We start from the raw sequence: 20929 nt of genomic DNA, 5'->3' as shown, positions 1-20929 counted from the left end.
GGGTGGATTCCCGATGCGCGCGGGCGCGCGGGCCGGGGCGGCGGAGGCCGCGCCGCGCACGGCCTGGGCGCACGTCCGCCGGCGGGAGGATGCGGACCGGAGGAGGCGGTGCGGCCGGGGCGCGCGGCGAAGGCCGCTGAAGGAGCTAACCCTGCGACCTTGCGCGCAGCTTCCAGGGATCCCCCGCGCTCCGGACGGGCCCGCAGCGCTTTCGCCGGCGGGGACCCACGCCCCTGATCCGGCGCAACGCTTGCGCGATCCACGCCGCTACCCTGCCGAAATCCCGCACCTTCCCGCGGGGCACGGCGCTTGCTCGCAAGCCGCCCGTTCCCGAAAGGAGCGCCTCGTGCTCGTCGCAGTCGGGCTGAACCAGAAGGGCGCCACGGTCGCAGACCGCGAGGTCCTCGCGCTGCCGTCGGAGGAGCTGCTGGACGCGCTCACCGCCTTCCAGGCGCTCGACGGCGTGGACGAGGTCGCGATCGTCTCGACCTGCTACCGGGTGGAGATCTTCGCCGCGGCGCGCTGCCCCGCCGCCGCGGAGCTGTCGCTGCGCCACGCGCTGGAGGCGCGCGCCGGCCGCCCGCTCCCGCTGTTCGAGCTGCAGGGCGAGGAGGCGTTCCGGCACCTCGTCCGCGTCGCCTCCAGCCTCGAGTCCGCCATCCTGGGCGAGCCGCAGATCCTCGGCCAGGTGAAGGACGCGTTCCACCGCGCCGCCGAGGCGGGCGCCGCCGGCAAGGAGCTCGCCTCCGTCCTCTCCCGCGCGCTCGCCGCCGCGAAGCGCGTCCGCACCGAGACCGCGGTGGGCCGCGCCGGCGTGTCCTGGGGCAACGCCGCGGCCGCGCTCGCCAGCAAGGTGCTCGGCCCGCTCGCCGGCCGCCGCGTGGCGGTGATCGGCGCGGGCGAGATGGCCCGGCTCACCGCCCAGCACATGCGCGACGAGCGCGCCTCGGTGGTGGTGCTGAACCGCACGCTCGCGAACGCCGAGGCGCTGGCCGCCGAGGTGGGCGGCGAGGCCCGGCCGCTGGACGCGCTGGAGCAGGAGCTCCTGCGCGCCGACGTGGTGGTGTCCGCCGCGCCGGCCGCGCCGGCGGCGCTGGCCCCGGAGGTCATGCAGCGCATCCTGCACGCCCGCCGCAAGCGGATCGTCATGGTGGACCTTGCCGTCCCGCGCGCCATCCCCGCCGAGACCGGGGCGCTGCCGGACGTCTACCTGTGCGACGTGGACGACCTCGACCGCGTGATGAAGGCCGCCATGGCCGAGCGCGCCCAGGCGGCCCAGCACGCCGAGCGGATCGCCGACGAGGAGGTGCAGAAGTTCGCGCGCGCCGAGGCCGAGCGCCGCGCCGCCCCGCTCATCCAGGAGATGCGCAGCCGCGCCAGCGCCATCGCGCGCGAGGAGGTGGAGCGCACGCTCCGCCGCCTCGGCGAGGACCCGGAGCTCGCGAAGCGGCTCGACGCCATGGCGGGGTCGATCGTCTCGAAGATCCTGCACGCCCCCAGCACCCGCCTCCGCCAGGCCGTGTGCGACGGCGGGGCCAACGACCCGCTGGTCGCCGCGGCGGTGCAGATCTTCGACCTGTCCGCGGCGCCGGCCGCCCGGGGCGACGCCGCGTAGCCGGGGGCCCGGGCCTTCCCCAGGCCCGGAATTCCTGAGATATTGCGCGCGTTGACCGACGGGCCGACCGCATGAACCTCCTCGAGCGCAGCTACCGGAGCCTGGACTCCAGCATGCGCGCGCGCGTGCTGGTGCCGACGGCGCTGCTGTTCGCGGTGACGCTCTCCGCGATGGTGGCGGCCGCCGTGCACTTCTACGGCGCGGACATGGAGAGCGGTCGCCAGGACCGGGCCGAGCTGTTCGCGACCATGGTCTCCTCCGGCGTGTCGAACGTGATGCTGTCGGGCAAGCCGCGCGAGGTGACCACGCTGCTCGAGGCGCTGGTGGCGCACCGCAGCGATCTCCTCTCGGCCAGCCTGATCGCGCCGAACGGCTACATCTCGATCTCCACCAGCCCGGCGCTGCTCGGCCGCGTGCCCTGGTCCGAGGTGAACCGGGTGGAGGGCACCACCGTGGTGGTGGGGCCGGGCGGCAACGACGCCGAGTACGCGGTGCTCCAGCCCATCGTGAACGCCGAGTCCTGCGCCCGCTGCCACGGCACGCAGAGCCACGTGAACGGCTGGCTCGACCTGCGCTTCACCCGCGAGCCGGTGCTGGAGGCGCAGGCGCAGCTCGCGAAGACGCTCTCGCTGTCCGCGGCGGCGGCGTTCGTGTGCCTCCTCGCCATCCTGCTCTGGCTGCTGGGCCGCGAGGCGGTGAGCCCGCTGCAGCGGCTGGTGGCGGTGATGCGCCGCGCCGAGTCGGGCGAGCTGACGGTGCGGGCCGACGAGGGGCGCCCGGACGAGCTGGGCGTGGCCGCGCGCGGGTTCGACGCCACGCTGGCGGCCCTGCGGCGCAGCCAGGCCGAGCTGGAGGCGTTCTACCGCGAGCGCATGGTGCGGGCCGACCGCTTCGCGGCGGTGGGCGAGATCGCCACCGGGCTGGCGCACGAGATCAAGAACCCGCTGGCCGGGCTGTCCGGCGCGCTGGAGCTGCTGGCCGAGGACTTCTCCGCCGACGCGCGCCACTCCGAGATCGTCGGCGAGATGCAGCACCAGGTGCGGCGGCTCACGCACACCATGGAGAGCCTGCTCAGCTTCGCCCGGCCGGCGAAGGCGAAGCTCCGCTCCACCGACGTGAACGCCACGCTGGAGAAGGTGCTGTTCCTCATCCGCCAGCAGTCGCGCGACGGCACCCTCGAGCTGGTCCCCGAGCTCGCGCCCGGGCTCCCGGCGGTGCTGGCCGACCCCTCCCAGCTCGAGCAGGTGTTCCTCAACATCTGCCTGAACGCCTGCCAGGCGATGATCGCCACCCGCCGCGGCGGGGTCCTCACCGTCCGCTCCCGCGTGGGCGACGGCACCGTGAGCGTCGAGGTGGAGGACACCGGCCCGGGCATCCCGGCCGACCTCCGCGCCCAGATCTTCAAGCCGTTCTTCACGACCAAGCGCGAGGGGAACGGGCTCGGGCTCGCCATCTCCGCGCGCATCGTGGCGGAGCACGGGGGCCACATCGGCTACCGCTGCCCGCCCGAGGGCGGCACCACCTTCACCGTGACGCTGCAGCAGGCGCGGCCCCAGCGCGCCCCGGAGCACGCCGCATGAACAGCACCCCGGCCCGCATCCTCGTCGTGGACGACGAGAAGCTCATCCGCTGGTCGGTGGCGGAGCGGCTGCAGCGCGGCGGCTACGAGGTCCTCTCGGCCGAGTCGGGCGAGCAGGCCCTGGAGATGGTCGCCGCCACCCCGCCGGACGTGATGCTGCTCGACGTGCGCCTCCCGGGCATCGACGGCGTCCAGACGCTGCAGCGCGCGCTCTCGCTCCACCCGGAGGTGGCGGTCCTGATGATGTCGGCGCACTCCACCGTGGACATCGCGGTGGAGGCCATGAAGCACGGCGCCATCGACTTCCTGGTGAAGCCGTTCCCGTTCCAGCAGCTCGACGAGGCAGTGGAGCGCGCGCTGGCGAACGCCCGCACGCGCCGGCAGATCGCCACGCTCACCAGCGACAAGCGCGGCGCGAGCGCGGTCGAGGCGGTGGTGGGCTCCTCGGCGGCCATGGAGCAGGTGCGCTCGATGATCTCGCGCCTGGCCGGCAGCGACACCACCACCGTGCTCATCGAGGGCGAGAGCGGCTCCGGCAAGGAGGTGGTGGCGCGCGCCATCCACTTCCGCAGCGGCCGCGCGGACAAGCCCATCCTCCAGGTGAACTGCGCGGCGCTCCCCGAGCACCTGCTCGAGTCGGAGCTGTTCGGCCACGAGCGCGGCGCGTTCACCGACGCGCACACCCAGAAGCGCGGCCTGTTCGAGACCGCCGAGGGCGGCTCGGTGATGCTGGACGAGATCGGCGACCTGCCGCCGGGCGGCCAGGCCAAGCTCCTCCGGATGCTCGAGAACAAGACGTTCCGCCGGGTGGGCGGGGTCCAGGAGCTCCGCGCGGACGTGCGGGTCATCGCGGCCACCAACGTCAACCTGGAGGAGCGGGTGGCGGAGGGGCGCTTCCGCGCCGACCTGTTCTTCCGCCTCAACGTGGTGCGGATCGTGGTGCCGCCGCTGCGCGAGCACCTCGACGACGTGCCCACCCTCACCGCCCACTTCGTGGCGCGCTTCAACCAGGAGATGAAGCGGCAGGTGAAGGGGGTGGCGCCCGCGGCGATGGAGCTGCTCAAGGCCTACCACTGGCCGGGCAACGTCCGCGAGCTGCGCAACGTGATCGAGCGCGCCTTCATCCTCCACGCCGGCGCCGACGAGATCCGGCCCGAGCACCTCCCGCCCGAGCTCCGCAAGGCGACCCCCGGCGCGAAGCGCCCGGAGAAGCTGGTGCCGCAGGTCACGGGGGAGGGGCTGGTGCTCGACGACGTGGAGCGCAAGCTCATCGCCGAGGCGATGGAGCGCGCCAGCGGCAACCAGTCCAAGGCGGCGCGGCTGCTGGGCGTGTCCCGCGACACGCTCCGCTACCGGCTCAAGAAGCACGGCATGGCGTAGGGCGCGGCCCGGGCGCGGCCCGGGGACGCGCCCCCGCGGTCAGGCCAGCACGCGGTCGTCGATCTCGACCGGCTTGCCGTCGGTGGGCCAGTCGATCTCGGTCGCCAGCGCGCGCAGCTCCTCCTTCAGCTTCTCCTTGGCGCGGATCTCGAGCTGGCGGGCGCGCTCGCGCGAGAAGCCGAAGTGCTCGCCCAGCTCCTTGAGCGTGAGCGGGCGGTCGCTCATCACGCGCATCTCGATGATGTAGCGCTCGCGCTGGTCGAGGCGGCCGAGGGCCTCACCGATCCGGCCGGAGACGACCTTCTGCTCCTGCACCCCGGACAGCTCGTCGTCCTGCGACGCGCCGCCGGACGCGAGGAAGTCCACGTGGGAGTAGCCGCCGTCGTCGCCCATGGGCGCGTCGAGCGACAGGTCGCGCCCCTCCATCCGCTGCTCCATCTCGCGGACCTCGCCGGGCTTCACGCGGAGCTTCTTCGCCACCTTGTTCGCGTCGTGGCCGTCGGAGTCGGCGCCGTGCTCCTGGGAGCGCTTGTCGAGCTCGCGCTTCGTGCGGGCCAGCGAGAAGAACAGCTTGCGCTGCGCCTGCGTGGTCCCGAGCTTCACCAGCGACCAGGACTTGAGGATGTAGTTCTGGATGTACGCGCGGATCCACCACACCGCGTACGAGATGAGGCGGATGCCCTTGTCCGGATCGAACTTCTGGACCGCCTTCATCAGGCCGATGTTGCCCTCCTGGATGAGGTCGGCCATGCGGAAGCCGTAGGAGCGGTACTCGTAGGCGACCTTGACCACGAAGCGGAGGTTGGCCGTGACCAGCCGGTGGGCGGCGCGGGTGTCGCGGTCGGCGCAGTACTCGCGCGCGAGCCGCTGCTCTTCTTCGACCGTCAGCAGCGGAAACCGATTGATCTCGGAGAGGTAGAGCTCGAGGGAGCTCGCGGTACCCGGGATGCTCTGGCGCTTCATCGGACCTCCGTGGTGCGTGGCGGTGGCAGCAGGTAGGCCCCTAAGCAACCCATGTGCCGTCTGGGGTCAAGCGCCGTTCAGCCGTGATCCTGGGCGGTTGCCTGGAGGGGGGCGGGTCGCCGGCCCGGCGGGAGCCTATAATCGTTACAGGGTCGCCAGGAGAAGGCTGCCCTGTTGGGTTTTTGGGCTGTAAGAATTGCAAACGCCCGATTCAGGGCGCCACCAACCCACTTGCGGATGGGCGGTACCCTCCGCAACCTGTGGTGGCTATCCCCCGCGGGGCGGCCAGGCGGCCAGGCGGACGCGAGAATGTCGGCGAAGAACGGAACGGAACGGACGGCGAACCAGGCTGCGCCGGCGGACGCCGAGGAGCGCTCGGGCTACCTCGGCTTCGTCGCGCACGAGGTCCGCAACCCGCTCTCGACCGCGCTCTGGTCGGCCGAGCTGCTGGCGCGCATGAGCGCCGCCGAGCGCGGCGGGGCCCGCGGCGAGAAGCTGACCGCGATGTGCCTGCGCTCGCTGGGACGCGTCCGGCAGCTCGTCGAGGATCACTTCCTGTGCGAGCGGCTCGAGGTCGGCGGGCTCCCGGTGCGCCCGGAGCCCATCTCGCTGCGCGACGCGCTGGAGCACGCGGCCGGGCACCGGCCGGGCGACGTCGGCGAGGTGTCCCTGGACGGCGTCGAGGCGGCCCTGGCGGTCAGCGCCGATCGCGCGCTCCTCGAGCGCGTGCTCGACGCGCTGGTGGCGGCCGCGGGGCGCGAGGGCGAGCCCGTGCGGGTGAGCGCCCGGCTGGACGGGGGCCGGGCCGTGCTGCGGGTGAGCGGCGCGGAGGCCGGCCCCGGCGCGCTCGACGATCCCCGGAAGGGAGCCGCCGGGGACCCGAAGGGCAGGGCGCTCGCCCTTCCGGCCGCGCGACGGGCGGCGGCGGCGCTGGGTGGGGGACTCTCGGTGGAGGGCGGAGCGTTCGTGCTCACCCTTCCCGGAGCCGGAGCGTATACTGCGCGCCCCGCATCGCCGCCGTTGCCATGACCGAACGCCCGCTGGTCCTCGTCGTCGACGACGATCCCGACATCCTCGACGCCATCTGCGACATCCTCGAGGGCGAGGGCTATCGCGTCGCGCGCGCGCGCCACGGCCTCGAGGCGCTGGACCGCGTGGCCGAGGAGGAGCCGTCGATCATCCTCCTCGACCTGATGATGCCGGTGATGGACGGGCTCGCGTTCGCGCAGGCGCTCCGGCAGCGGCGGAACGGGGCCCCGCGCATCCCCATCGTGGTCATCTCGGCCGACGGGAACCCGCAGAAGGCGGCCTCGGTGGGCGCCCAGGGCTACCTGGCGAAGCCCTTCGACATCGACGCGCTGCTCGCGCAGGTCACCGACATGGCCGGCGAGCCGATGCACGGGTAGCCGCGCCCGGCGCCAAAAACCCCCGCGCCACGCGGGCTTCGCTTGACAGGTCGCGCGCCGGCGGGTAGAAAGCCCACCCTTTCCAAGGCACGTCCTCCGCGGCCCTGCGACGCGCGGCGGACCAATGCGAGGTGATCATGGCGACTGGGCTGCTGGCGAAGAAGGTTGGGATGACGCAGATCTTCACCCCCGAGGGTGACTGCGTCCCGGTCACGGTGCTCGAGGCGGGCCCGTGCACGGTGGTGCGGCGCAAGACGGCGGAGAAGGACGGCTACGACGCCGTCGTCATCGCCTTCGGCGCCGTGGACGAGAAGCACGCCCACCGGCTCAGCAAGCCCGAGGTCGGCGTGTTCAAGAAGGCCGGCACCGGCCTGTTCCGCCACGTGAAGGAGATCCGGGTGAAGGACGCCAAGCTGCTCGGCGACCTCAAGGCCGGCGACGTCCTCACGGTGGACAAGGTCTTCAAGGCGAACCAGCGGATCGACGTGGCCGGCGTCACCAAGGGCCGCGGCTTCACCGGCGTCATGAAGCGCTGGAACATGAAGGGCGCCGCGCGCGACAGCTCCACCGCGCACGAGCACCACCGCCACGTCGGCGCGATCGGCCAGCGCAAGACGCCGGGCAAGGTGTGGAAGGGCAAGCACCTCCCCGGCCACTACGGCGTGGACAACGTCACCATCCAGAACCTGACCGTGGTCGGCATCGAGCCGGAGCAGAACGTGCTGCTCGTGAAGGGCGCCGTCCCCGGCCACGCCGACGGCCTGCTCTTCGTGAACACCGCGGCGAAGGGCCAGCCGCGGATCAAGCAGAAGCAGGAGGTCCGCGAGCGCGCCAAGCCGAAGGTGTAGCCGGCTTCGAGGCAGCGCCGCAGGACACGACGCGCCGTCCGGGAGACCGGGCGGCGCGTTTCGCTTGGAGCCCCCGCCAGCGGCCGGGAGCGCCCCCACCGACGACGAACGCCGCCCGGGGGTCCGGGCGGCGTCGGGTGCTGCGGGCGGCGGGGAGGGCGAGGCCCCGGGCTACGAGGCCTCGGCCTGGCCGCGCTTGCGGTCGCGCTCGATCTTGTAGCGCGCGGTCGGGTCGAGGAACTTCTTGCGCAGCCGGATCGACTGCGGCGTGACCTCGACCAGCTCGTCCTCGGCGATCCACTCCAGCGCCGCCTCCAGGCTCAGCTCGCGCGGCGGCGTCAGGATGACGTTCTCGTCGCGGCCGGCGGCCCGGATGTTGGTGAGCTTCTTCTCCTTGCAGATGTTGAAGTCGAGGTCGTTGTCGTGGCTGTGCTCGCCCACGATCATGCCGGGGTACACCTTGTCGCCCGGCTTCACGAACAGCGCCCCGCGCTCCTGCGCGTAGAAGCAGGCGTAGGCGACCACGTCGCCGATCCGGTCGGCCACGATGGCGCCGCTCTTCCGCTTCTCGATCTTGCCCTGCCACGGCTCGTAGCCGTCGAACTGCGAGGACATGATGCCCTCGCCGCGGGTCAGGGTGAGGAAGTCGCCCCGGAAGCCGATGAGCCCGCGGGCGGGCACGCGGAACTGCAGCCGGGTGCGGCCCGAGCCGAGCGGCTGCATGTCCACCATGCGGCCCTTGCGCGAGCCCATGCTCTGGGTGACGCCGCCCACGCCGTCGTCGGGCAGGTCGCAGACGAGCAGCTCCATCGGCTCGTGCACCTCGCCCCCGACCGTCTTGAGGATCGGCTCCGGGTTCGAGACCGTGACCTCGTACCCCTCGCGCCGCATGTTCTCGACGATCACCGCGAGCTGCAGCTCGCCGCGGCCCACCACCTTGAACGCGTCCGGCGTGTCGGTGTCCTCCACGCGGATGGACACGTTGCGGTACGCCTCGCGGTAGAGCCGCTCGCGGATGTTGCGGCTGGTGACGTACTTGCCCTCGCGGCCGGCGAACGGCCCGTCGTTGACCTTGAAGACCATCGACATGGTGGGCTCCTCCACGCTGATGCGCGGGAGCGCCTCCGGGGCGGCCGGGTCGGCGATGGTGTCGCCGATGCCGATCTCCTCCGCGCCGGCGATGCAGACGATCTCGCCCGGGCCGGCGTCCTTCACCTCGACGCGCTTCAGGCCGTCGTAGGCGTACAGCCGCACGATCTTGGCGGGGACGACCTTGCCCTCCTCGCGCAGCACCGAGATGGCCATGCCCTCGCGCGCCACGCCGGAGGCGACCCGGCCGATGGCGAGGCGGCCCACGTAGTCGTCGTAGTCGAGGTTGTCCACCAGCATCTGCAGCGTCTCGCGCTCGCCGGCGGGCGGGGGCGGGACGTGCGTGAGGATCGCGTCGAACAGCGGCTTCAGCGACTCCGCCTCGAACGCGCCCTGCACGGTGTGGGCGGCCTTGCCCTCGCGCGCGATCGCGTAGATCACCGGGAAGTCGATCTGCCGCTCGTTCGCGCCGAGGTCGATGTAGAGCGAGTAGACGAGGTCGAGGACCTCCTTCGCGCGCGCGTCCTGCCGGTCCACCTTGTTGACGACCAGCACCGAGGGCAGGCCCATCGAGAGCGCCTTCGAGAGCACGAAGCGGGTCTGCGGGAGCGGCCCTTCGGCCGCGTCCACCAGCAGCAGCACCCCGTCCACCAGGCGCAGCGCGCGCTCCACCTCGCCGCCGAAGTCGGCGTGGCCGGGCGTGTCCACGATGTTGATCTTCACGCCCTGGTAGGTGACCGCGGTGTTCTTCGCGAGGATGGTGATGCCCTTCTCGCGCTCGAGGTCGTTCGAGTCCATGACCCGCTCGACCACTTGCTCGTTGGCCCGGAACACGCCGGCCTGGCGCAGCATGAAGTCGACGAGGGTGGTCTTGCCGTGGTCGACGTGGGCGACGATCGCCACGTTGCGGATCTGCTCGCGGGGGGTCATGGGGCTCCGGCCTGCAATGGGCCGGAACGGACGCCGGCCTGCAAAGGGCCGGAACTTATAGTCCTTTGATGCGGCGCCGGCAAGGGGAAGCGCGGCGGGCGCCGCGGCGGGCCGCCGGGACCGCTACATGAAGCCGATCCGCCGGGTGGAGGCGAGCACCCGCTCGACCTCGTCGAGCGCGCGCAGCGTGCGGCAGGCGGCCAGGAACGCGCGCGCGTCGCGCTCCGGCAGCTCGGTGAGCCGCAGCAGGTCGTCCACGCTCTTCGTGCCGTCGGCGAGCGCGAGGAGCCGCGCCTCCTCCGGCCGCAGCCGCAGCGCGTACAGCTCGAAGGCGGGATCCGGGACCGGGGCGAGGTGCGCGGCGCCGGGCAGCTCCTCGCGCAGGCGCTCCGGCGTGGCGGTGCGCCGGATGCCCTCCAGGATCACCTCGGCCGGATCGAGCCGCAGCGGCACCCGCCCGGCCGGCGGGCGGCCGTGCTGGAACGCGTACGTGCCGTCGCGCCACTCGAAGGTGGACCAGGCGACGGCGCGCACCAGCCCGGTGAGCAGCTCGACCCGCTGCTCGGGGGTGATGGCGCCCGCCTCGACCAGCAGGTCCGAGGTGCGCGCGCCGGGGGCGGCCGCGCGCCGGAGCGCCTCCAGCCGCTCGGCGGTGACGGCGCCGCGGCGCACCGCGACCGCGCCGAACCGCTCGGCCGCCACGTTCGAGGCCGCGTACACCGGCGCGCCGCGCTCGACCACCACGATGCGGCGCACCGGCCCGCGCGAGAGGGTGAGCGCCCCGGTGGCCTGGCCGACGTGCAGCGCCACCAGGAGGCGCGGCACCCGCGTGGCGGCGAGCTCGCCCGACGACGCCGGCGCCGGCTCCGGCGCGGTGGCGCGGGCGTGCCGCGTCTCGGGGAGCGGGGTGAGGAAGGCGTCGTGCACCGCCGGCGGGGCGGGGCGCGGGGCCGGCGGCGCCGGGTCGAGCGCGGGCGGCGGCGGCGACGCGAGCGGCGCGGCATCGCCCTCGCCGGGCGGGAGCGGCCGGGCGCCGGTGACCTCGTCGGGCGCCTCCTCCGGCGCGGGCGGCGCGCCGAGCGTGCCGAGCCGGCGCGCCACCGCGGCCGCCAGCGCGTCCACGTCGAACGGCTTCTCGAAGACCTCGCGCGCGCCGAGCCGGCGCAGCGCCGCCTCGCCCTGCCTGCCGCGGTACACGCCGGAGACCACCAGCGCCGGCACGCCCGCGCGGCCGAACGCCGCGAGCAGCTCGCCCGCGCCCACGTCGGCGACGGGCAGGTCGAGCACCGCCGCGCGCGCGCCGCCGCGGGCCAGCGCCTGCAGCGCGGCCCGGCCGCTGCCCACCGCCTCGGCGGCCGCGCCCAGCCGCACCGCCGCGCCGGCGACGAGGCCCGCCAGCGCGGCGTCCTCGGAGAGCACCAGCAGTCGCCTGGGGAACGGGGAGGGGCTCACGGCCCGCCGAGGCTACCACGGGTGTGGTGGCGTCCGGCCAGGGCGAGGGGTTACCCTCCGCGCGTGCCGCCCATCCTCCACCACCTCGCCATCCAGTGCGCGGATCTCGCGCGGTGCGAGACGTTCTACCGGGAGGTGCTGGGGCTGGAGGTGCTGAGGCGCTGGCCGCGGGAGGAGGGCACCGGCGACCGGAGCGTGTGGCTCGCGCTGGGGGAGGGGCAGTTCCTGGCGCTGGAGCGCGCCGACGAGGCGCCGGTCCCGCGCCCCTGGCGCGACGGCAAGCCGGGGCTGCACCTCGTGGCGCTGCGCATCGGGCCGGGGGAGCGGCGGGCCTGGGAGGACCGGCTGGAGGAGGCGGGCGTGCAGGTCGTGCACCGGACCCGCTGGACCATCTACGTGCTCGATCCCGAGGGGAACCGCATCGGGCTCAGCCACCACCCGCACGACGCCGGGGGCGGGGAGCGGCCGTGATCTTCGACCGCCGCCGGTACGGGAAGGACAACTACACGTACCTGATCGCCGCCGGCGGCGACGCCGCGCTGGTCGATCCCGGCGACCCGGACGCCGCGCTCGCGCTCGCCGCCGCGCACGGCGTCCGCCCGCGCTGGATCCTGCACACGCACGGCCACGCCGACCACACCGGCGGCACGGCGGCGGCGGCGCGCGCGCTGAGCGCGCAGGTGCTCGGCCACGGCGGCGACGCGGACCGCTTCCGGCCCGACGTGGACCTGGCCGGCCGCGCCGAGCTGGCGCTCGGGGCGCTCGCGCTGCGGGTGCACCCGGTCCCGGGCCACACCCCGGGCTCGGTGCTGCTGGAGTGGGAGGGGCGGCTGCTCACCGGCGACACGCTGTTCTGGGCCGGGTGCGGCAACTGCCGGCACGGCGGCGATCCCGCCCGGCTGGCGGAGAGCTTCCTCGGCCCGATCGCCCGGCTCGACGGCGCGCTGGAGGTCCACCCCGGCCACGACTACGCCGCGCCCAACCTCGCGTTCGCGCTCGCGCTCGAGCCCGGCGGCGCGGCGGCGCGCGCGCGCCTGGCGGAGGTCGAGGCGGCGCACGCCGCCGGCCGCGAGCCGGCGCCGAGCACGCTCGCGGGCGAGCGCGCGGTCAACCCGTTCCTGCGGCTCGACGCGCCCGGCGTGGCCGCCGCGGTGGCGCGCGCCGATCCGGCCGCCGCGGCCGCCGGCCCGGCCCGGCGCTTCGTGGCGCTCCGCGCGCTGCGCGACCGCGCCTGAGGCGTCGTGAGCGTCCCGCCCCCGCGCCCGCTCGAGGACGAGCCCCGCCCGGCCGAGGACGAGGCCTCGCCGGTGAACCTCGCCAACGCGCTCACCGCGCTGCGCATCGCGCTCGCGCCCGCGTTCCTGGTCCTCTACGTGGGCGGCGACCGGCCCCGCGCGCTGGCCGCCTTCGCGGCGGCCGCCGCCACCGACGTGCTGGACGGGCTGGTGGCGCGCGCGCTCCGGCAGCGCACCCGGCTCGGCGCGTTCCTCGATCCCATCGCCGACAAGTTCCTGGCCGCGTGCGCGCTGGTGGCGCTGGCCGCGACCGGCCGGCTGCCGGCCTGGCTCCCGGCGCTGGTGGTGGCCCGCGACCTGGCGCAGCTCGCCGGCGCGGCGTTCCTGCGCACCGTCCACCGGGTCATCCCGGTCGCCCCCACCCGCATCGGCAAGTACGCCACCTTCGCGCTCGCCGCGACCGTGCTCACCGCGCTCGCCGGCGACTACGGCGGCTACCCGCGCCACGCGGTCGAGCCGTACGTGGCCGCCCTGGGCCTGCTCGCGGCGCTGTGCGTGACGGTCTCGTTCGCGCAGTACTTCCTGTTCTTCCTGCGCGCGGCGCGCGCGCCCGGCCGTTGACACCGATTCCCGTTCGGCTATAACCGCGCCTCATCGAAGGGCGCGTGGCTCAGTGGTAGAGCACCTGCTTGACACGCAGGGGGTCGCTGGTTCGATCCCAGCCGTGCCCACATCGCGGGCGTCCCCCGCCACCGAGGGCCAGCCGCCACGGCTGGCCTTTTTTTTCGACCACGGATAGGCATACCGACATGTCCGACCTCGTGAAGGTGACGCTCCCGGATGGCAGCCAGAAGGAGGCGCCGCGGGGCACCCCGGTCATCGACTTCGTGAAGGGGCAGATCGGCCCGGGCCTCGCCAAGGCGGCCTACTTCGCCAAGCTGGACGGCGCGCCGGTGGACCTCTCCCGCGCCCTCGACCGCGACGCGAGGCTGGAGATCGTCACCACGAGGAGCCCGGAGGCGCTCGAGGTCGCGCGCCACGACGCGGCGCACGTGATGGCGAGCGTGGTGCAGAAGCTCTACCCCGGCACCCAGGTCACCATCGGCCCGGCCATCGAGGACGGCTTCTACTACGACTTCGCGCGCGAGACCCCGTTCACGCCCGAGGACCTCGAGAAGATCGAGAAGGCGACCAACGACGCGATCAAGGCCGACCTGCCCTTCGTCCGCTCCGAGATCTCGATGGAGGCCGCGCTCGCGCTCTTCGAGGGCATGGGCGAGCGGTACAAGGTCGAGATCGTGAAGGACATCGCCGCGAAGGGCGCGAAGACCCTCACGCTCTACAGGCACGGCGACTGGGTGGACTTCTGCCTCGGGCCGCACGGCCCGTCCACCGGGCGCATCGGGGTGGTGAAGCTGCTGAACGTGGCCGGCGCGTACTGGCGCGGCGACGCGAAGAACGCGATGCTCCAGCGCATCTACGGCACCGCCTTCTTCGACAAGAAGGAGCTGGACGCGCACCTCGCCAAGCTCGAGGAGGTGAAGAAGCGCGACCACCGCCGCCTCGGCCCGCAGCTCGGGCTGTTCACGTTCCACGAGTACGCGCCCGGCGCGCCGTTCTGGCTGCCCGCCGGCACCGTCCTCTACAACGTGCTCGAGGACGCGATGCGCCGCCTGGTCCTGAAGAACGGGTACCAGGAGGTGAAGACCCCGCTGCTCTTCAACAAGCGGCTGTGGGAGACCTCCGGGCACTGGGGCAAGTACCGGGAGAACATGTTCCTGGTGGTGGACAGCGAGTCGGATCCGGCGCTGGCGCTGGAGGACCGGTGCAGCTTCTCGCTGAAGCCCATGAACTGCCCGTCGCACCACCTCATCTACAAGATGGACAAGCGCTCGTACCGCGAGCTGCCGGTCCGCTACTTCACCACCGACGCGCTCCACCGCAACGAGGCGTCCGGCTCGCTGGGCGGCCTCACCCGCGTGCGCCAGTTCGAGCAGGACGACGCGCACATCTACCTGCGCGAGGAGCAGGTGACCGACGAGGTGCTGCGCATCTTCGAGCTGATGAAGGTCGTGTACGGCGCGTTCGGCCTGGGCTTCGAGGCCACCTTCTCGACGCGGCCCGAGCAGCGCATCGGCGACGACGCGCTGTGGGACCGCGCCGAGGCGCTGCTTCGCACCTCGCTCGACGCCACCGGGCTGAAGTGGACGCTCAACCCGGGCGACGGCGCGTTCTACGGCCCGAAGATCGACATGCTGGTGACCGACTCGCTCGGCCGCCGCTGGCAGACCTGCACCATCCAGCTCGACTACGCGGCCCCCGAGCGCTTCGACCTCACCTACGTGGGCGAGGACAACAAGGAGCACCGGCCGGTGGTGATCCACCGCGCCATCTACGGCTCGTTCGAGCGGTTCATCGCCATCCTCACCGAGCACTACGCCGGCGCGTTCCCGGCCTGGCTCGCGCCGGTGCAGGCGCGGGTGGTGACCGTCTCGGATCGCTTCGACGCGTGGGCGCACGAGGCGGCGGCCGCGCTGCTGGCGCGCGGCTGGCGCGTCGAGGTGGACGCGTCCTCCGACAAGCTCGGCGCGAAGATCCGCAACGCGCAGCTCGCCAAGATCCCGTTCACGCTGGTGGTGGGCGAGAAGGAGGTCGAGGCGAAGGGCGTCTCGCCGCGCCGCCACGGCGGCGAGGACCTGAAGACCATGCCGCTCGAGGCCTTCGCCGACCTGATGACCCGCGAGGCGACGGCGCCCTTTTAAGGTCGCCGGGACGGACTCCACGCCCGCCAGGGTGCGGTAGAACGCCCATTTATGGGTGTTCGATGGGTACACATCGCCGGACGTTTCTGGTACCCTTCGCGGTTCCCGTTTCAGCCGAACCGGTCAGACCGCGTCAAGGTCCCGGAAGGAGAGACGAAACCGTGAGCGACGCAGGCCAGAGGGTCACCATCTTCGACACCACCCTCCGCGACGGGGAGCAGTCGCCGGGGGCGTCGATGAACCTGGGGCAGAAGCTCCAGGTGGCGCGGGCCCTTCGGGAGCTGGGCGTGGACGTGATCGAGGCCGGCTTCGCGGCCGCCTCCCCGGGCGACCTGGAGGCGATCCAGGCGGTCAGCCGGCAGGTCGAGGGGCCGATCATCGCGAGCCTCTCCCGCTGCAACAAGGGCGACATCGAGGCCTCCTGGAAGGCGCTCGCCGACGCGCCGCGGCGCCGCTGCCACGTGTTCCTCGCCACCTCGCCCATCCACCGCGACTTCAAGCTCAAGCTCGCGAAGGACGAGATCATCAAGCGCTCCGTGGACGGCGTGAAGCTCGCCCGCGAGAAGTTCGACGACGTCGAGTTCTCCGCCGAGGACTCCGCCCGCACCGAGCTCGAGTTCCTCGCCGAGGTGGTCGAGCGGGTCATCGAGGCCGGCGCCGGCACCGTGAACATCCCGGACACCGTCGGCTACGCGCTGCCCTCGACCTACGCCGAGACCATCCGCTACCTGCGCAAGCACGTCCGCGGCATCGACAAGGCCATCATCTCGGTGCACTGCCACAACGACCTGGGCCTGGCGGTCGCGAACAGCCTGGCCGGCGTGCTCGAGGGCGCGCGCCAGGTCGAGTGCACCATCAACGGCATCGGCGAGCGCGCCGGGAACGCCTCGCTCGAGGAGATCGTCATGGCGTTCAGGACGCGCCAGGACGTCCTCGGCGTCACCACCGGCGTCCAGACCGAGCGGCTCTTCCCCACCAGCCGCCTGGTGTCGCAGGTGACCGGGCTCCACGTGCAGCGCAACAAGGCCATCGTGGGCCAGAACGCGTTCGCGCACGAGGCCGGCATCCACCAGCACGGGATGCTCACCAACCGCGAGACCTACGAGATCATGCGGCCGGAGGAGGTCGGCTTCGCCCGCAGCCAGCTCGTGCTCGGCAAGCACTCCGGGCGCCACGCGCTCAAGGACCGGCTGCTCGCGCTCGGCTACCAGCTCGACGAGGCGCAGACCGACAAGGTGTTCGCCGACTTCAAGGTGCTGGCCGACAAGAAGAAGGACATCTACGACGCCGACATCGAGGCGCTCGTGGTCCACGGGCAGATCCTGGGGAAGGGGAGCGTGGCCTGGGAGCTGGAGGCGCTCTCCACCACCTCCGGCACCGGCACGCTGCCCTGCGCGTCGGTCGCGCTCCGCTCCGCCGCCGGCGAGCGGATCCAGGAGGTCGCGGCCGGCGACGGCCCGGTGGACGCGGTGTACCGCGCCATCGAGAAGGTCACCGGCATCAGCCTGAAGCTCCGCGACTACCAGATCGCGAGCGTGTCCCGCGGCGAGGACGCGCAAGGCGAGGTCTCCATCGAGGTCGAGCACCCGACCGGCGTGTACCGCGGCCGCGCGCTCTCCACCGACATCATCGAGGGCAGCGCGCGGGCGTTCCTCGACGTGGTCAACCGGATCGCCCTGAAGATGCCACCGCCCACCGAGAGCGAGGCCCGCGCGGAGATGGGGACGCCCTGATGTCGAAGCGCAGCGACGGCAGCCAGCCGAGGACCATCATCGACAAGGTCTGGGACGCGCACGTGGTCCGCGCGGAGACCCCGGACGCGCCCGCGATCCTCTACGTCGACCTGCACCTCGTGCACGAGGTGACGAGCCCGCAGGCGTTCACGGTGCTGCGGGAGCGCGGCCTGAAGCTCCGCCGCCCCGAGCGCACGCTCGCCACCATGGACCACTCCATCCCGACGCTGCCCCGCGGCGCCGACGGCAAGTGGCCGTTCGTGGACGCGCAGGCGGCGGCGCAGGTCTCGCAGATGGAGCGCAACTGCGCCGAGTTCGGCGTCGAGCTGCACGGGCTCGGCGACGAGGCGCAGGGCGTGGTCCACGTGTTCGGCCCGGAGATGGGCGCCACCCAGCCCGGCATGACGGTGGTGTGCGGCGACAGCCACACCGCCACGCACGGCGCGTTCGGCGCGCTCGCGTTCGGGATCGGCACCTCCGAGGTCGGCCACGTGCTCGCCTCGCAGTGCCTGCTGCAGCGCCGCCCCCGCACGCTGGCCGTGCGGGTGGACGGCCAGCTCGGCCCCGGCCTCTCCGCCAAGGACCTGATCCTCGCGATCATCGCGAGGCTCGGGGTGGGCGGCGGCACCGGCCACGTCATCGAGTACCTCGGCCCCGCGGTCCGCGCGCTCTCGATGGAGGGCCGCATGACCCTCTGCAACATGTCGATCGAGGCGGGCGCCCGCGCCGGCCTGGTCGCGCCGGACGACACCACCTTCCAGTGGCTGGCCGGCCGGCCCCGCGCGCCGAAGGGCGCGGCGTGGGACGAGGCGGTGGCCCGCTGGCGCGCGCTGCCCTCGGACGAGGGCGCCACCTACGATCGCGAGCTCCGCCTGGACGCCGCGGCGCTCGAGCCGATGATCACGTTCGGCACGAACCCGGGGCAGGGCATCGCCGTCACCGGCCTGGTGCCGGACCCGGCCGCGGAGCGCGACGCCTCCGCGCGCACCACCCTCGAGGCGGCGCTCCGCTACATGGGGCTCGTCCCCGGCAAGCCCATCGCCGGGCAGAAGGTGGACGTGGTGTTCATCGGCTCCTGCACCAACGGCCGCATCGAGGACATGCGCGAGGCGGCCCGGGTGCTGAAGGGGCGCAAGGTGCGGACCCGCACGCTGGTGGTGCCCGGCTCGCACCGCGTGAAGAAGGACGCCGAGGCCGAGGGCATCGACCGCATCGTGCGCGAGGCCGGCGCCGAGTGGCGCGAGCCCGGCTGCTCGATGTGCATCGCCATGAACGGCGACGACATCAAGGCCGGCCAGTACTGCGTCTCCACGTCGAACCGCAACTTCGAGGGGCGCCAGGGCCCCGGCGGGCGGACGCTCCTCGCCAGCCCGCTCACCGCCGCGGCCGCCGCGGTGACGGGCGCCGTCGCCGATCCCCGCCGCGTGCTGGAGGGCCGGTGATGGAACCGATCCGCGTCATCGAGAGCCGCACCGTCGTCCTCCCCCGCGAGAACGTCGACACCGACCAGATCATCCCGGCCCGCTTCCTCAAGGTCACCGACAAGAAGGGCCTCGGGAAGGCGCTGTTCTCCGACTGGCGCTACGCCGCCGACGGCTCGCCCCGGCCCGACTTCGTCATGAACCGGCCGGAGGCGCAGGGCTGCTCGATCCTGGTGGCGGGCGACAACTTCGGCTGCGGCTCGTCGCGCGAGCACGCGCCCTGGGCGCTGGTGGACGCCGGCGTCCGCGCGGTGATCTCCACCCGCATCGCCGACATCTTCCGCAACAACGCGCTCAAGAACGGGCTGGTCCCGGTGGTGCTCGACCCGGCCAGCCACGCGAAGCTGCTCGCCGCCCCGGGCGCGAGCGTCCGCGTGGACGTCGAGGCGCAGACCGTCACGCTGCCCGACGGCTCGACCGCGAAGTTCCCGATCGACGGGTTCGCGCGCTACTGCCTGCTGAACGGCGTGGACGAGCTCGGCTTCCTGCTCGCGCAGGACGCGGACATCGCCGCGTTCGAAGGGGGCCGCCGGTGAGCGAGGGCGCCAAGCGCCTCGCCGTTCCCGGCGGCGCCGCCGCGTCCGCGCCCTCGCGCGGCTCCGCGGGCCGCGGCATCCGCGCCGTGGCCGTATGACGCGCACGGTCCGCGCCGGCGCCGCCCACGGGGCGGCGACGCCGGGCCGTGCGTCGGCGTTCCGCTTCGCGACAGCGCAGCTCCCTCGAACACTCGTGAATCGAAGGTGACGGCATGGCCAAGGAGAAGATGACGGGCGCGAAGGCGGTCCTGCGCGCCCTGGAGGCGGAGGGGGTCGAGGTCCTCTTCGGCATCCCCGGCGGCGCGATCCTCCCGCTCTACGACGCGCTGTACGGGGCCGAGCGGCCCAGGCACGTGCTGGTCCGGCACGAGCAGGTGGGCGGGCACGCGGCGGAGGGCTACGCCCACGCCACGGGCAAGGTGGGCGTGTGCATGGGCACCTCCGGCCCGGGCGCGACCAACCTCGTGACCGCGATCGCCGACGCGTACATGGACTCGGTGCCCATGGTCGCGATCACCGCGAACGTGTCCTCGAGCCTCATCGGCACCGACGCGTTCCAGGAGGCGGACATCACCGGCATCACCATGCCGATCACCAAGCACAACTGGCTGGTGACCGACGTGCGCGAGCTGCCCCGCATCCTCAAGGAGGCGTTCTACGTGGCCCGCACCGGCCGGCCCGGCCCGGTGCTGGTGGACATCCCGAAGGACGTGCTCAACGCCGAGCTGGACTTCGAGTGGCCGGAGACGGTCGAGATCCCCGGCTACCACCCGCCGGTCCGCGAGGAGCCGCGGCTCAAGGACGCCGCCCAGCTCATGCGCGCGTCCAGCCGGCCGGTCGTGTACCTGGGCGGCGGCGTCCGCACCGCCGACGCGCACAAGGAGGTCTTCGCCTTCGCCGAGTTCCTCGGCGCGCCGGTGGTGACGACGCTCCACGGCAAGGGCGCGTTCCCGGAGACGAGCCCGCTGTGCCTGGGCATGTTCGGCATGCACGGCTCGCGGTACGCGAACTACACCGTGCAGGCGTCGGACCTGATCATCGCGCTCGGCGCCCGCTTCGACGATCGCGTCACCGGCAAGCTCTCCACCTTCGCCCCCGAGGCGAAGGTGATCCACCTCGACGTGGACCCGGCGGAGATCTCGAAGCTGGTGACCGCCACGGTGCCGCTGGTGGGCGACCTGAAGCGCCTGCTCCCGCAGCTGCACGAGGAGGCGCGGCGCGCCTTCGCCGACCACGGCCGCCCGGACCTCGGGCCCTGGTGGAAGCGCGTGAACGAGTGGCGGGAGAAGCACCCGCTGCGCTACCGGCAGGACCCCAAGCAGCCGCTGCTCCCGCAGTACGTCATCGACACGCTCTGGAAGAAGACCGGCGGCAAGGCCATCGTCACCACCGGCGTGGGCGAGCACCAGATGTTCGCGGCGCAGTGGTGGAAGACCGCCGAGCCCCGGACGTTCGTCACCTCCGGCGGCCTCGGGACCATGGGCTTCTGCCTCCCGTCCGCCATCGGCATCCAGCTCGGCCGCCCGGACGCGCTGGTGATCGGCATCGACGGCGACGGCTCGTTCCAGATGACGCTGCAGGACCTCGCCACCGCGTCCGAGCTGAAGCTGCCCATCAAGATCTTCGTCCTGAACAACCTGTTCCTGGGCATGGTCCGCCAGTGGCAGGAGCTGTTCTACGAGGAGAAGTACGCGGAGACGCCGCTCGCCGATCTCCCGGACCTAGTGAAGCTCGCCGACGCGTACGGCTGCCTCGGCCTGCGCGCCCGGACCCCGGAGGAGCTGGACCAGGTCATCGACCGCGCGCTGGCGAACCAGGACGGCCCGACCATCGTGGACGTCCGGATCCGGCGCGAGGAGAAGGTGTACCCGATGGTGCCGGCCGGTGCCCCCCTCAACGACATGATCGACGGTGAGTGAC

The 20929-nt window shown here is 73.1% G+C and carries 17 protein-coding genes and 1 tRNA gene; 15 read left to right on the top strand and 3 right to left on the bottom strand.

Translation table 11 applies throughout. From position 1 onward, the window contains the following. The first annotated feature begins 346 nt into the window (after positions 1-346). From hemA to ACOQFB_RS11735, 3 genes are all read left to right on the top strand, one after another. The gene (gene hemA / locus ACOQFB_RS11745) at positions 347-1615 is read left to right on the top strand and encodes a glutamyl-tRNA reductase (RefSeq protein WP_059438005.1); all 1269 of its coding nucleotides are present in this window, start codon (positions 347-349) and stop codon (positions 1613-1615) included. A gap of 71 nt (positions 1616-1686) precedes the next feature. After that, entirely contained in the window at positions 1687-3195 is a 1509-nt protein-coding gene (locus ACOQFB_RS11740) for a sensor histidine kinase (RefSeq protein WP_059438004.1), read from the top strand. Further along, positions 3192-4574: a sigma-54-dependent transcriptional regulator gene (locus ACOQFB_RS11735; protein ID WP_059438003.1), complete on the top strand. Its 1383-nt coding sequence runs from the start codon at positions 3192-3194 to the stop codon at positions 4572-4574. Before ACOQFB_RS11740 ends, ACOQFB_RS11735 begins: the two co-directional genes overlap by 4 nt. Positions 4575-4613: 39 nt before the next feature. Here ACOQFB_RS11735 and rpoH read toward each other — a convergent pair whose 3' ends face one another. Then, a complete protein-coding gene (gene rpoH, locus ACOQFB_RS11730) occupies positions 4614-5537 on the bottom strand; it encodes an RNA polymerase sigma factor RpoH (RefSeq protein WP_059438002.1) in 924 nt (307 codons plus the stop codon). A 309-nt stretch (positions 5538-5846) separates the two neighbouring features. Between rpoH and ACOQFB_RS11725 the strand changes: the two genes are divergently transcribed. From ACOQFB_RS11725 to rplC, 3 genes are all read left to right on the top strand, one after another. Further along, entirely contained in the window at positions 5847-6566 is a 720-nt protein-coding gene (locus tag ACOQFB_RS11725) for a sensor histidine kinase (protein ID WP_059438001.1), read from the top strand. Continuing rightward, the gene (locus ACOQFB_RS11720; protein WP_011421042.1) at positions 6563-6943 is read left to right on the top strand and encodes a response regulator; all 381 of its coding nucleotides are present in this window, start codon (positions 6563-6565) and stop codon (positions 6941-6943) included. The genes ACOQFB_RS11725 and ACOQFB_RS11720 overlap by 4 nt, the downstream gene beginning before the upstream one ends. A gap of 137 nt (positions 6944-7080) precedes the next feature. Continuing rightward, positions 7081-7791, top strand: a complete 711-nt coding sequence (gene rplC, locus ACOQFB_RS11715) for a 50S ribosomal protein L3 (RefSeq protein WP_421610763.1) — start codon at positions 7081-7083, stop codon at positions 7789-7791. 171 nt (positions 7792-7962) lie between these two features. Here the strand turns inward: rplC and typA are convergent, their stop codons facing one another. Continuing rightward, on the bottom strand, positions 7963-9810 hold the full coding sequence (gene typA / locus ACOQFB_RS11710; RefSeq protein WP_059438000.1) for a translational GTPase TypA: 1848 nt from the start codon (positions 9808-9810) through the stop codon (positions 7963-7965). A 123-nt stretch (positions 9811-9933) separates the two neighbouring features. Then, complete coding sequence (locus tag ACOQFB_RS11705) at positions 9934-11262, bottom strand: DUF4388 domain-containing protein (protein WP_421610764.1); 1329 nt, start codon at positions 11260-11262, stop codon at positions 9934-9936. Positions 11263-11325: 63 nt separating this feature from the next. Between ACOQFB_RS11705 and ACOQFB_RS11700 the strand changes: the two genes are divergently transcribed. The 9 genes from ACOQFB_RS11700 to ilvB all read left to right on the top strand — a co-directional run bounded on the left by ACOQFB_RS11700 (position 11326) and on the right by ilvB (position 20928). Further along, positions 11326-11733, top strand: coding sequence for a VOC family protein (locus ACOQFB_RS11700; protein WP_421610765.1), 408 nt, complete (start codon positions 11326-11328; stop codon positions 11731-11733). Then, positions 11730-12497, top strand: coding sequence for a hydroxyacylglutathione hydrolase C-terminal domain-containing protein (locus tag ACOQFB_RS11695; protein WP_421610766.1), 768 nt, complete (start codon positions 11730-11732; stop codon positions 12495-12497). Before ACOQFB_RS11700 ends, ACOQFB_RS11695 begins: the two co-directional genes overlap by 4 nt. 6 nt (positions 12498-12503) lie before the next feature. Next, the gene (locus ACOQFB_RS11690) at positions 12504-13118 is read left to right on the top strand and encodes a CDP-alcohol phosphatidyltransferase family protein (protein WP_421610767.1); all 615 of its coding nucleotides are present in this window, start codon (positions 12504-12506) and stop codon (positions 13116-13118) included. A 38-nt stretch (positions 13119-13156) separates the two neighbouring features. Beyond that, a tRNA-Val gene (locus ACOQFB_RS11685) sits at positions 13157-13228 on the top strand. A gap of 78 nt (positions 13229-13306) precedes the next feature. After that, on the top strand, positions 13307-15259 hold the full coding sequence (thrS, locus tag ACOQFB_RS11680; protein ID WP_421610768.1) for a threonine--tRNA ligase: 1953 nt from the start codon (positions 13307-13309) through the stop codon (positions 15257-15259). Positions 15260-15420: 161 nt separating this feature from the next. After that, positions 15421-16992 carry a 2-isopropylmalate synthase gene (locus ACOQFB_RS11675; protein WP_421610769.1) on the top strand — a complete coding sequence of 524 codons (1572 nt, stop codon included), beginning with the start codon at positions 15421-15423 and terminating at the stop codon, positions 16990-16992. Further along, complete coding sequence (gene leuC, locus ACOQFB_RS11670) at positions 16992-18434, top strand: 3-isopropylmalate dehydratase large subunit (protein WP_421610770.1); 1443 nt, start codon at positions 16992-16994, stop codon at positions 18432-18434. The genes ACOQFB_RS11675 and leuC overlap by 1 nt, the downstream gene beginning before the upstream one ends. Beyond that, a complete protein-coding gene (gene leuD / locus ACOQFB_RS11665) occupies positions 18434-19009 on the top strand; it encodes a 3-isopropylmalate dehydratase small subunit (RefSeq protein ID WP_059438761.1) in 576 nt (191 codons plus the stop codon). The genes leuC and leuD overlap by 1 nt, the downstream gene beginning before the upstream one ends. Before the next feature lie 212 nt (positions 19010-19221). Continuing rightward, positions 19222-20928, top strand: a complete 1707-nt coding sequence (gene ilvB, locus ACOQFB_RS11660; RefSeq protein WP_059438760.1) for a biosynthetic-type acetolactate synthase large subunit — start codon at positions 19222-19224, stop codon at positions 20926-20928. The last annotated feature ends 1 nt before the right edge of the window (position 20929 follow it).

Source organism: Anaeromyxobacter sp. Red801 (genome assembly GCF_049201065.2).
Classification (GTDB): domain Bacteria; phylum Myxococcota; class Myxococcia; order Myxococcales; family Anaeromyxobacteraceae; genus Anaeromyxobacter.
This window is presented reverse-complemented; position numbering and strand designations above follow the sequence as displayed.